The 12,136-nt window shown below is 64.9% G+C and carries 11 protein-coding genes; 10 read left to right on the forward strand and 1 reads right to left on the reverse strand.

Annotation, left to right across the window (positions count from 1 at the left end; genetic code table 11):
* Positions 1–4 precede the first annotated feature (4 nt).
* From ACQ4WO_RS26480 to ACQ4WO_RS26510, 7 genes are all read left to right on the forward strand, one after another.
* A complete protein-coding gene (locus ACQ4WO_RS26480; RefSeq protein WP_436483903.1) occupies positions 5–661 on the forward strand; it encodes a pilus assembly PilX family protein in 657 nt (218 codons plus the stop codon).
* A complete protein-coding gene (locus tag ACQ4WO_RS26485) occupies positions 658–4,506 on the forward strand; it encodes a pilus assembly protein (RefSeq protein ID WP_436483904.1) in 3,849 nt (1,282 codons plus the stop codon). Before ACQ4WO_RS26480 ends, ACQ4WO_RS26485 begins: the two co-directional genes overlap by 4 nt.
* A gap of 59 nt (positions 4,507–4,565) precedes the next feature.
* Positions 4,566–5,066: a type IV pilin protein gene (locus ACQ4WO_RS26490; protein ID WP_436483905.1), complete on the forward strand. Its 501-nt coding sequence runs from the start codon at positions 4,566–4,568 to the stop codon at positions 5,064–5,066.
* A gap of 66 nt (positions 5,067–5,132) precedes the next feature.
* The gene (locus ACQ4WO_RS26495) at positions 5,133–5,663 is read left to right on the forward strand and encodes a GspH/FimT family protein (protein WP_436483906.1); all 531 of its coding nucleotides are present in this window, start codon (positions 5,133–5,135) and stop codon (positions 5,661–5,663) included.
* 39 nt (positions 5,664–5,702) lie between these two features.
* On the forward strand, positions 5,703–6,803 hold the full coding sequence (ribD, locus tag ACQ4WO_RS26500) for a bifunctional diaminohydroxyphosphoribosylaminopyrimidine deaminase/5-amino-6-(5-phosphoribosylamino)uracil reductase RibD (RefSeq protein ID WP_436483907.1): 1,101 nt from the start codon (positions 5,703–5,705) through the stop codon (positions 6,801–6,803).
* Between the two features lie 27 nt (positions 6,804–6,830).
* Complete coding sequence (locus tag ACQ4WO_RS26505; RefSeq protein WP_436483908.1) at positions 6,831–7,466, forward strand: riboflavin synthase; 636 nt, start codon at positions 6,831–6,833, stop codon at positions 7,464–7,466.
* Positions 7,467–7,565: 99 nt separating this feature from the next.
* Positions 7,566–8,975: a hypothetical protein gene (locus tag ACQ4WO_RS26510; protein ID WP_436483909.1), complete on the forward strand. Its 1,410-nt coding sequence runs from the start codon at positions 7,566–7,568 to the stop codon at positions 8,973–8,975.
* Here ACQ4WO_RS26510 and ACQ4WO_RS26515 read toward each other — a convergent pair.
* Positions 8,972–9,397, reverse strand: coding sequence for an OsmC family protein (locus tag ACQ4WO_RS26515; RefSeq protein ID WP_219136415.1), 426 nt, complete (start codon positions 9,395–9,397; stop codon positions 8,972–8,974). The genes ACQ4WO_RS26510 and ACQ4WO_RS26515 overlap by 4 nt on opposite strands.
* A gap of 433 nt (positions 9,398–9,830) precedes the next feature.
* Between ACQ4WO_RS26515 and ribBA the strand changes: the two genes are divergently transcribed.
* The 3 genes from ribBA (at position 9,831) to nusB (ending at position 12,053) form a co-directional block, all read left to right on the forward strand.
* Positions 9,831–10,946 carry a bifunctional 3,4-dihydroxy-2-butanone-4-phosphate synthase/GTP cyclohydrolase II gene (ribBA, locus tag ACQ4WO_RS26520; RefSeq protein WP_046682331.1) on the forward strand — a complete coding sequence of 372 codons (1,116 nt, stop codon included), beginning with the start codon at positions 9,831–9,833 and terminating at the stop codon, positions 10,944–10,946.
* 62 nt (positions 10,947–11,008) lie between these two features.
* Complete coding sequence (gene ribH, locus ACQ4WO_RS26525; RefSeq protein ID WP_034759563.1) at positions 11,009–11,491, forward strand: 6,7-dimethyl-8-ribityllumazine synthase; 483 nt, start codon at positions 11,009–11,011, stop codon at positions 11,489–11,491.
* Positions 11,492–11,582: 91 nt separating this feature from the next.
* Positions 11,583–12,053 (forward strand): transcription antitermination factor NusB, encoded by a 471-nt coding sequence (nusB, locus tag ACQ4WO_RS26530; RefSeq protein WP_436483910.1) that lies wholly within the window; start codon positions 11,583–11,585, stop codon positions 12,051–12,053.
* Positions 12,054–12,136 lie beyond the last annotated feature (83 nt).

The raw sequence follows: 12,136 nt of genomic DNA on the forward strand, positions 1-12,136 counted from the left end.
CGCGATGGCTTGCACGGGCATCCGCCGTTGCGAACCGTGGTGCCCATCTTGCGTACGCCACGGTGGCGCCACCCTCGTGTATGTGCTGTGCCTGCTGGTGATCATCTTGTTGCTGGGCATATCGGCGGCGCAGATGGCCTTGCAGGGCGAGAAGGCGGCACGCGGCGAGCGCGACCGGCAGATCGCGTTTCAGGCGGCGGAGGAGGCATTGGTGGATGCGCAGAACGATATCGAAGGTTTACCTGGTGCGCCGGGACGCAGCAGCCTCTTCGCGCCAGGCAGTGCGGCCGGCTTCGCGGACGGCTGTGGCGAGGCAGGCGCACTGGGCCTGTGCCTGCCCGCAGCGCCGGACGCGCCGGCCCTCTGGCTGAGCACGGATCTCGATGGTGCCGACGCTGGCAGCCGCACGGTGCCGTATGGCCAGTTTACGGGCGCCGTCATGCAGACGGGGCAGGGTTTTCTGCCGTCGCGCCGGCCTCGCTACCTGATCGAACTGCTGCCGTTTCACCCGCCCGGCGCGCAGGCTACGGCAATGGCCGGCGGCATGGCCACGGAAAGCTATGTGTACCGCATCACGGCCATCGGTTTTGGGGCGCAGGAAAGCACGCAAGTCGTGCTGCAAAGTTATTACCGCAAGCAGGCGGTGGGAGCGGGGCCATGAGGGCGCCTTGGCGCGGCTGGCGGCTGCTGGTCGGCCTCGTTTGCCTGACTTGCGGCGCCGCCGTCGCGGCCGCTCCTCCCGTGGTGCTGGCGCGGGCCGACGCGGGTTTGTACGGCGCCAGGGTGCCGCCGAATCTGCTGCTCAACCTGTCCCTCACGCACGCTGCCGCCGCTGCCGCGCATGGCGGCGATTATGCGCCGCAGCGCGAGTATGCAGGCTACTTCCATGCGCGCATGTGCTACAGCTATCCGTATCGCAGCAAGGATGGCGTCATGCTGCCGGACTTGCGCGTAGCGACCGCTTACTTCTCCGTGCTGAAACCGGCCGATGCCTTGCATGGCTGCGGCGGAGACAGTTTCAGCGGCAACTTTCTCAACTGGGCCAGCGCCAGCATGCTCGACATCGTCCGTTATGCCGTGACGGGCGGCGACCGCGTCATCGACGAGGTGCGCAAGACGGTGCTGCAGCGCGCTTATTTGCCCGATGCCGACAGCTCCATCGATTTCTTTGCCCACCCCGTCTTTTTCCCGCGCAAGGTCTTGCAGGCGGGCGTGGCGGCCGCGACACCGTTTGCGCTGGCGCAATTGGCCATTGTTTCCTGCCGTAATCGCCTGCTGTTCGGCGACGCCAGTCTGCCGCCGGGCGGTAATTGCGACGTGCCCGGCACTGCAGCCACGCACGGCGTGTTCCTCGCGCGCGTGCGCGTTTGCGATGCCGATGAAGGGCCGCTGCGCGACGACTTGTGCCTCGCGTATGGCAAGAACTACAAGCCGGTGGGCGCCGTGCAGCGCCATGGCGGCAGGGTACGCGTGGGCGTGTTTGGCCACTTGAACGGCGTGTCCGGCAACGCCGGCCCCGTGTATGGCGGCGTGCTGCGCGCGCCGCTGGCCCACGTGGGCAGGCAGCGCTGGATGGCGCCCGACTTTATGCCGCAAGACAATGCCGACGCCGAGTGGAGTCCTGCCACTGGCGTGTACCTAGCCCAAAGCGCAGGCTCTGGCGGCGGGGTGACCGCTTACATCAATGGCCTGGGCCGCGGCAATGCCGGGCATCCCGGCGCGTACGCGAAGGCGGCGCCGCTGGCTGAATTGCTGTACGAATCGCTGCGCTACCTGCAGGGAAGGCAGGCAAGCCCTGTCGTGCCACCCGCTACGCCCCCGCCTGGCATCGACGACGGCTTGCCGGTCGTGACGCCATGGAGCGACCCGCAAACGGCCAGTTGCCAGCGCCACGTCGTCGTCAGCCTCGGCGATGCGGGCATGGCGGGCGACCGCTATGTGCCCGGCAATGTTCCTGTGGCTCCCGCTTCCAACGGCGACCGTGCACGCGCTGCCGATGGCTTCGCGCCGCCGCCTTTCGATGCGATGGTGTGGACGCATGCGGTGGGCAGCCTGGAAAGCGGTGGCGCGCAGGGCAATCCCGCGCCACGGCCGGACTTGGCGGCACTGGAATTTCTGGCCGACGGGGCGGGCGGCGCCAGCTACCATGCGGCAGGGCTGGCTTACTGGTCGCACGTGCAAGCCTTGCGTCCTGGCGGCAAGAACGACGGCGTTGCCAAGGTCGAGCACTACGCGGGCGACTTGCGCCAGGGCGACCCGGCCGGCGTGCCCACCACCACACCACTGTTAATGGCGGCAAAATATGGCGGCTTTCTCGATGCGAACGGCGACGCCAACCCCTTCAAGAGCGCGACGGGCAGCGCGTTCGATGAATGGAGCCTGGACGGCCGCTGGCCCGACCATTACCTGCCCGGCAGCGATCCGGCCGCCCTGATCGCGGGACTGCGCGCAGCCTTTGTCTCCGCCGACAAGGGCACGCTGGCGGCGACGCTGGCCGGGCCAGCCCTGATGGCGCTGGCCAGCGGGACGGAAGAGGCATACTGGTTCCAGACGCAGCTGCGCCTGGCCGATGGCGGCATGACCGTGTCGCGCACCGCGTTTGCCGTGGGCGCAGATGGCGCACTGCTTCCCGGCAAGCCATGGTGGCGCACAGGCGGACTGGATAAGCCCGCGCCGGATGGGGCATCCCCGGCCTTGCGTCCCGTCTATACGCTCGACGCCAAGGGCGCTCTGATGCCGCTGGCCTGGATGGGGCTCGACACGGAACAGCGCGGCGCATTCGACGGCGGCGATGGGCTGGGGGAAGCGCGCCTGGCGTATCTGCTGGGCCAGCGCACGCACGAGGTGGGCCAGCCGGGCGGCTTCCTGCGGCGCCGCTCAGGCAGCCTGGGTGCCGCGCCGCACGGCAATCTGCTGTACGTGGGTGCGCCGGGGCTGGGCATGCCGGGGGCCGGCTATGGCTTGCACCGCAAGGCGCTGCTGCAGCGGCGCAAAATGCTGTACCTGGGCGCCAACGATGGCTTGCTGCATGCGTTCGATGCGCGTACGGGCAGCGAAGTGTTTGCCTATCTGCCGCAAGCGCTGCTGCACCTTGCTGTCGCCACTGCGAGCACGCACTACAGCCCCGGCCCGCTGCTCGATGGCGCGGCGGCCACGGCGGAAGTGCTGGCACTGGGACATTGGAAGACGGTGCTGGTGTCGGGGATGGGTGGCGGGGTGCAAGGCGTGTTTGCGCTCGACATTACCGACCCGGCCCGCTTCGCGCAAGATGGGGCGCTGTGGGAGTTTACGGACCGCGACGACAGGCTGATGGGCAACGTGCGCGCACCGCCCGCCTTCGCCCGCATCAACATGGGCGGCAAGGAGGGTGCGCCGGCCTACCGCGATTTTGCCATCGTCGCCAGCGGCTACAACAACCATGTCAATGACGGCAAGGACACGACGGCGCCCGCATCGGCCGCCGCTATCTTTTTGCTGGCGCTGGACAAGGCGCCTGGCACACCATGGACGTTGGGAAGTAATTACTTCCGCCTCACGGTGCCTGTGGCCAGCGGTGGCGGTGATGGCGGCCATGGCAGCGAGGCCGATACGGACGCCGATGCCGCCCCTCACGCGCTGGGTCCGCCCTCCGTGGTGCCGGGCAGCGACGGCGCGCTGGCTTTCCTGTATGCGGGCGATTTGCAGGGCAATATCTGGCGCCTCGACATGGCTGGCGGGCCGCCATGGAAAGAGGGGCAGGGACGCAAGCTTGTCTTTGTCGCGCGCGATGCACAGGGCCGGCGCCAGCCCGTGACGCAGCAGTTGAACGTGGCGTATGCGCCCGGTGGCGGCTATGTACTGCTGTTTGGTACGGGCAAGCTGGTCGAAGGGGCCGATACCCGGCCCGCCGCCTTCCTGTCGCAGTCGTTTTACGCTGTGCACGACGATGTGCGGAAGTCGTCCCCCACGCGCAGCCGGGCCGACCTGGAGCAGCGCAGCCTGAGCGAAGCGGCAGGCGGCGTGCGCGTCGATGGCACCGAACTGCGCTACACGGGCAGCGATGCCATGCGCGGCTGGTACCTCGATTTTCTCGATACCGCGCAGACGGGGGAACGCAGCATCAACAGTGCCGTGCTGGCCGCCGGCAAGGTGCTGTTCAATACTGTCCTGCCCGGGCGCGATCCTTGCGCCAAGCCGGCCACGCGCCTGTACGTGCTCGATGTGCTGAGCGGCTTTGCGGCCGATGGTGCCGGTGTCGTGCAGGCGGGCGCGCAGACGGGGCGCTTGTACGATGGCCTGGCGCGCGCGCCGCCGCTGGCGCTGGAACTGAACAGCACGGTGGGCGCCGCAACGGCGGCAGGGCGGGCCGAGGGGCGCAAGGAACTGGCCGTGCTGCAGCCTGGCTTGCCCGGCGCTGCCAGCGCGGCGGGTCTCAAGGTCGTCAGCGCGCCGTTGCCGGCCCGGCGCCTCAGTTGGCGCGAAGTGGCGAACTGGCGCGAATTGCACGAGGCGGCCAAGAAAAAATAGGTTCGGCAAGGCGGTTGCAGCGTATCGGTTGGCGCTTTTTTGGGGAAAAGGGAGGTCGCATGGGCGTGCTGGCAAGGCAAAACCGGGCCGCTGCAAACGGTGGCGCCCCTGCCGGGGTCTTGGGCTTCAGCCTGATCGAATTGCTGTCCGCGCTGGCGATCATGAGCCTGCTGTTGGCGCTGGCCGTGCCCGCTTATCAAGGCCATCTCGTGCGCGCCAAGCGGGTGCAGGGGCAGGCGGCCCTGCTGCGGCTGATGCAACAGCAGGAGCGCTATTACTCGCAAAACAATCACTATCTGGCGTTTTCCTCGGCGTCGCCGGCTTCGCAGGCGCAGCAATTCCCGTGGTGGTCGGGCGAAGGGGGCGCGGTCGGCAGCGCGTATGAAATCGAGGCGCTGGCCTGTCCCGGCCTGGCGATCGGGCAATGCGTGCTGTTGCGCGCGGTGCCGGGCACATCCAAGGTCGATGCGCAGTTCCAGGATGCCGATTGCGGTGTCCTGTCCTTGAGCAGCACGGGCCAGCGCGGCAGCAGCGGCCCGGCCAGCCATTGCTGGCCTTAAGCCATGGCCACGCGCAAGCGGCCACCGCGGAGCAGGCACACATTCGGGCGCACCCTCGGGCACACCATGCTCGAATTGCTGGCCGTGCTGGCGATTGCCGCGCTGCTGGCGGCCGCTGCCTTGCCCAGTTTGCAGCAGGTGCTGGCGCGACAGCAAGTGCGCGCGGCGGCCACGGACTTGTTCTCGGCCATCGAATTGACGCGGGCACAGGCGATGGCGCGCGGACAGCGCGTGCTGCTGATGCCGGCCGGGCCCGGTGGCACGGACTGGCGCACGGGCTGGCTGATCTTCATCGACCGCAATGCCAGCCTGGCGTTCGACGGTAACGACGAATTGCTGTTCCGTCAGGGGCCGCTGCCGGAGGGCATCACGGCGCAGTTCGTGTTCTCGTCGGCCACGGCGCCGTTTTATATCGCCTACAATGGCGCAGGACGCAGTTGCAGCGCGACCAATAGTCTGGCGGCGCGCTGGGGTACTTTGTCCCTGGCTTTGGGAAAGCAGGTGCGCCATATTAAAATCAATATGTTGGGCAGGGTGCGCGTGTGCGACCCGCAGCAGCAGGCGGTCAATTGCAGCGGCGTGGCCGACAGTTCGTAGCAAGACTGACCAATTACTCACCTTCAAGCAAAGTAGCCCGTGGAAATACTCAACGATATCGATGGCATGCGCCTGGCGCTGGAATGGGCGGCGCGCGGTCTGTACACGACCTCGCCCAATCCCCGCATCGGCTGCGTGATCGTCAGTGATGGCCAGGTGATCGGCGCCGGCGTGACGCAGGCGGCAGGGCAAGATCATGCGGAGGTGCAAGCGCTGGCCAATGCGGCGGCGCGCGGCAATGACGTGCGCGGCGCCACCGCCTATGTCACCCTGGAGCCGTGCAACCACTACGGCCGCACGCCGCCATGCTCCGATGCGCTCGTGCGCGCGGGGCTGGGCCGCGTCGTGGCCGCCATGACGGACCCGAACCCGCTGGTGGCGGGGCAGGGGCTGGCCAAGCTGCAAGCGGCAGGTATCGCCGTCACCACGGATGTGCTGGCCCATGAAGCCTATGAAATGAATATCGGCTTCTTTTCGCGCATGCAGCGCGGCAAGCCGTGGGTGCGCATGAAAACGGCGGCCAGCCTGGACGGCATGACGGCCTTGCACAATGGACAAAGCCAGTGGATCACGGGGCCGCTGGCGCGCGCCGATGGTCACGCTTGGCGCGCGCGCGCCTGCGCCATCCTGACGGGCATCGGCACGGTCAAGGCGGATGACCCGCAACTGAACGTGCGCGCCGTCGAGACGCCGCGCCAGCCGCGCCGCATCGTCGTCGACAGCCGGCTCGACATCGGCCTCGACGCGCGCATCCTGCAGGGTGGCGGCACGTGGATCGTGGCGGCCGTCGCCATCCCGGAAAAGGAAGCGCAGCTGCAGGCGCTCGGCGCGGAAGTCATCGTGCTGCCGAACGGGGACGGCAAGGTCGACTTGCCCGCGCTGATGCTGGAACTGGGACGCCGGCAAATCAATGAAGTCCACGTCGAGGCCGGCGCCAAGCTGAACGGTTCACTGATACGCGAAGGCTGCGTCGACGAGTTGCTGGTTTACCTGGCGCCTACCTTGCTGGGCGATGCGCAAGGGATGTTTGACTTGCCCGCATTGACAGATATCAAGCAGCAGCGCACTTTGCAATTTCACCAGGTTCAGCAAGTGGGCGAAGATGTGCGTATCCTTGCAAGATTCGCCCAGCGCAATTAATACTTTTACACTTTATAGGGTTAGTTCATGTTTACAGGAATTGTTGCCGCCATCGGCAAGATTGAAACCGTGCAGCCGCTCGACGGCGGCCTCGATGCCGGCGTGCGTCTGAACATCCATGCGGGCGGCTTGCCGCTGGCCGACGTGGCCCTGGGCGATTCGATCGCCATCAATGGCGCCTGCATGACGGTGGTGGAAAAGTCGGACACGGGCTTTGCCGTCGATGTTTCGCGCGAAAGCCTCAATTGCACGGTGGGCCTTGATACCACCACCGAAGTCAACCTGGAAAAAGCCCTGACCCTGGCTGAGCGCCTGGGCGGCCATTTGGTCTCCGGCCATGTCGACGGCCTGGGCATCGTGCGCAAGTTCGACGCCGTGGGTGAATCGTGGGAACTGGTGATAGAAGCGCCCCATGAACTGGCGAAATACCTGGCCTTCAAAGGTTCCGTCGTCGTCAATGGCGTGTCCCTGACCGTCAACCGAGTGGAAGACCTGGGTGCGGGCGCCGTCAACGGCTGCCGTTTCTCGATCAACCTGATCCCGCACACGATCGCCATGACGACCCTGAAACACTTGACGGTCGATGGCAAGGTCAACCTGGAAATCGATTTGATCGCCCGCTATGTCGAGCGCATGCTGTCGCTGGATAAGGCTGCCGCTTAACACCACAGCGTGAAGCAGCACACCAGCAGCCTTGCCAAGTGTGTGTTGCTTTTCTTTCAGACGCGCATACTATGAAGCTTTCCGCAGTGGAGGCTAGCCATGGACCCGATTTCGCGCGCAACCGTGCCCAATACCATCCCTGCCACATCTCGCGTGGGCGAGACGGTACCGCTGGCGCCTGCACTGCCCGTGCCGCCGTCCAGCGCGGCGGCGGCCCTTGCCATCCAGTCCTCGACCCAGGTCGACATCTCCCCGTTGGGCCAGTTCCTGTCCGGCGTGGCCTTGTCGCGCCGGCAACTGCTGGCCTTGCAGGGCGCCACGGAAGAGGCCAGGGCGGCAAATACCCCCGTGAATGTCAATGACGACTTGCTGGCGCTGGCGCGGCAGTTGACGGAATCGTTCGCCCAGCTGCAAACGAGCGGCATTGACGCCAGCCAGTTGGCCACCGCTGGCGACACGCCGGGCAGCCTGGCGCAGCGCTATGATTTATTGTCGGGCGACGGCACGACGGATGCGGCCGCCGCGCTGGCGCAGGACGGCAGCTTGCTCACGCAAGCGCAGCTGGCCCGTATCGGCATCGACTTGCGCAATGAAGATGTCGATGCGCCAACGTTGCAAGCCGCCTATGCGGCCGACAGCAATGCCACCCTGGACGCCTTGCAACAGGGAACGGACGTGCTGGCGCAGGTGGGCGCCGTGCTGGCCCGGCAGCAGGGCGCGCCGCTGGCGACCAATGTCGAAGCGGATTTAACGGGCGAAACCTTGCCGTCCGGCGCCGTGCAGGCGTCGCAAGCCACGCAGCCGCAGCCGCAGCCCATCGACGGGGTGCCGCCGCAAACGGCTGCCATTGCACAGCGGCAGCTGGAACTGCAGCGGCAACTGGAAGCGGAAGAGCTGAATCTGGACTTGCAGGAGTTGCGGCCGCCACCGGCGACAGCCGGGCAGGACTTGCAGCAGGCGCAGAGGGCCGGCCAGCGGCGTTTTGACGCCCAAGATATCGACACGCAGCGACTGGACGCCGAACGCCAGGCCCTGCGGCAGGAAGACGCGCGCCTGGACGCGTTGCGCCAGGATCAATTGCAGCAGACGCAGCGCGAAGAGCAGGCGCAGGCTGCAGCCGATGCGACGGAGCGCGCACGGCTGACCTCGGCACAGCTGGCCGACAGCGATGCCCAGCTGCTGGCGCAGGCAGAGGCCGGGCGCGCGCAGACCCGGGCGCGCGATACCCAGTTACAGGCGCAAGCAGGACTGGAGGCGACGGTCCAGGCCCGGCTGGCTCAGCAAAATGCCCGGGCGCAAGAGCTGGCTGTGCAAAACGCGGGCCAAGCCGTGCCGCTGCCTTCATCGCAAGACCCATCCGTGGCGGCAGCGATTGCCGCCTATAACCTGAACAATGCAGCCCTGAATCCTGGCCTGATGAACCGGCCATTGCCGGCCAGCGACTCGCGCCTGCCGCTGGTGCCGGCGGTGGCTGCCGTGGAACCCGTCAAACCCGTGCCTAAAATCTAGGGCAGCAGGGTGGCGTCCAGGGTAATGTTGGCTTTCAGCAGTTTCGATACGGGGCAGCCGGCCTTGGCCTTGCCCGTCAATTCCTCGAATGTCGCCTGGTCGGCACCCGGTATCTTCGCTTTCAGGATCAAATGGACGGCCGTGATGGCAAAGCCGTCGTCCACCTTGTCGAGAGTCACTTCGGCCGTCGTCTCCATCTTTTCCGCCGTCAGGCCAGCTTCGCCGAGGATCAGCGACAGGGCCATGGTGAAACAGCCCGCGTGCGCGGCGCCGATCAATTCCTCGGGATTGGTGCCGGGCTTGCCTTCGAAGCGGCTGGCAAAGCCATAGGGATATTCCTGCAAGGCGCCGCTGCGCGTGCTGATGGCGCCCTTGCCATCCTTGATGCCGCCTGACCAGATGGCCGATCCGTTGGTTTTCATATTGCCGCTCCTGTGTGGGGTATCGCTGCGAGTGGGTATCAGCGCCGTGGCGGTGACAGGCTGATCTTATGCTCTTTGCAAGGCCGGCGGCGCGCGTCTTGCCGCCGCCGTGTGCGCCGGAACGGGGAATCGGCGCTTTGTGATGCAGGCTGCGGCATCCGTGCCGTAAAGCTGTCTTATTTCAGGTCTGCAAGCGCTAAATCCTTTAAAATAGCAGGTTATAAGAAAATTCCCGGAAATTCGCGGAATATTCTCGCTTGATGTTTCAGGTTTAGGTTCAGTTTTTAGTTACATTAACAACGCCTGGCAAAACCGTCGCGAGCGGAAGGGAGAAGTGGCCGAGAGGCGCAACCGTACGAAGGTACGGTGAGCATCGCAGGCCACCTATACCGACGCGCAGCAGGTTTGGCCAGGCGTCATACGAGGATGAACAATGTCTATATCCAGCACCGAAGAGATCGTCGCTGAATTGCGCGCAGGCCGCATGGTGATACTGGTCGATGAAGAAGACCGGGAAAATGAAGGCGATCTGGTGCTTGCCGCCGATTTCGTGACGCCTGAAGCCATCAATTTCATGATCACGCATGCGCGTGGCCTGGTCTGCCTGACCCTGACGGAAGAGCGTTGCGACGAGCTGAACCTGTCGATGATGACCTCGCGCAACGGCACCGCCTACGGTACCAACTTTACTGTTTCCATCGAAGCGGCAGAAGGCGTGACGACGGGCATTTCCGCCGCCGACCGCGCCAAGACCATCCAGGTGGCCGTGGCCAAGGGCACGCAGCCCAGCGATATCGTCCAGCCCGGCCATATTTTCCCGCTGAAAGCGCAAAAAGGCGGCGTGCTGATGCGCGCAGGCCATACGGAAGCCGGTTGCGACCTGACGGCCATGGCCGGCTTGACGCCCGCATCCGTGATTTGCGAAATCATGAAGGACGACGGCACCATGGCGCGTCTGCCGGACTTGCTGGTGTTTGCCGAGCAACATGGCCTGAAAATCGGCACGATTGCCGACCTGATCCATTACCGCAGCCAGACAGAATCGTTGGTCGAGCGCGTTGCCGAGCGCACCCTGCACACGGCGCACGGCGAATTCCGCCTGATCGCCTTCCGCGACAAGCCCAGCGCGTCGGCCCATCTGGCCCTCGTGCATGGCGACCTGGCCCCCGGCCTGGAAGCGCTGGTGCGCGTGCACCAGCCCGTTTCCCTGCTGGACGTGCTGGAAAGCGAAGCGACCACCCACTCGTGGACGGTGGCCGCCTCGATGGCCGCCATCAAGCAGGCTGAGCGTGGCGTGATGGTCTTGCTGAACTGCGGCGAGACGTCGAGCGAGCTGTTTGCCCAGTTCGCCGCCCTGGACACGCCGCAAGCCAAGCCGAAAGGCCGCGCGGCCAGCATGGATCTGCGCAGCTATGGCATCGGCGCGCAAATCCTGCGCGATCTGGGCGTGAGCAAGATGCAATTGCTGGCCAGCCCCCGCAAGATGCCGTCGATGGTCGGTTTCGACCTGGAAGTGACCGGTTTTCAGTGCCATCCTGGCCAGCAGTAATTAAATAATTTTAGCGGCCTGGCGCATGGCTGGCCGCTGATCACCTGATAAAGAGGCATATGATGACCGTAGGAGCATACGAAACCAATTTTGCCGGCGAAGGTTTGCGCGTCGGTATCGTCCAGGCACGATTCAATGAAATCGTCGGCGGTGGCTTGCTGTCGGCATGCCTGGAAGAGTTGAGCAAGCTGGGCGTGGCCGATGAAGATATCCTGCACGTGACCGTGCCGGGCGCCCTGGAAATCCCACTGATTCTGCAAAAAATGGCGGAAACCGAGCAATTCGACGCCCTGATCGCACTGGGCGCCGTGATTCGCGGTGAAACCTACCACTTCGAGCTGGTATCGAACGAATCGGGCGCGGGCATCACGCGCGTCGGTCTCGATTACGGCATCCCGATCGCCAACGCAGTGTTGACGACCGAAAACGACGAGCAGGCGGAAGTGCGCATGCTGGTCAAGGGAGCCGAAGCGGCACGCGTGGCAGTGGAAATGGCCAATCTGGCGCAAGCGCTGGAAGAGTTGCAAGACACAGACGAGGATTAATCGTGCTTGCGCCGCAGTGTGCTGCCTGGCAGCGCACGGCGGTATTCGTCACTATCTGCAGTAAATACGTATTTAAGAACAGGTAACAATCATGACTGAGAAAAATTTGCTCGCCAATCCCAGCAAAAACCGCACGCCGCGTCACCGCGCGCGCGAGTTTGCGCTGCAGGGCTTGTACCAGTGGCTGCTGAACAATGAAGACGCGACCACCGTCGTGAACAATATTCGCGCGGCCCACGGTTTCGACAAGGCCGATGGCGATCATTTCACGGTGCTGTTGTACGGTGCCATCAAAGATTCGCTGGCGCTGCGCGAAAGCATGGCACCATTGATCGACCGCAATATCGTGGAACTGTCGCCGATCGAACACGGCATCCTGCTGATCGGCGCTTTCGAGCTGAAGAACAACATGGAAATCCCGTACCGCGTCGTCATCAACGAAGCGGTCGAGCTGGCCAAGTCGTTTGGCGGTATCGACGGTCACAAGTATGTGAACGGCGTGCTGGACAAACTGGCAGTGAAATTCCGCGAGGAAGAAGTCAACGCTAACAAGCGCAAGTAATATGCCGCGTAGTTCCTGCGGCTGCCGCCGCAGGGCAACAAAAAAGCCACCGGTACTCCGGTGGCTTTTTCATTGGGTGCTGC

The organism is Janthinobacterium aestuarii (assembly GCF_051380835.1).
GTDB lineage: Bacteria > Pseudomonadota > Gammaproteobacteria > Burkholderiales > Burkholderiaceae_D > Janthinobacterium > Janthinobacterium aestuarii.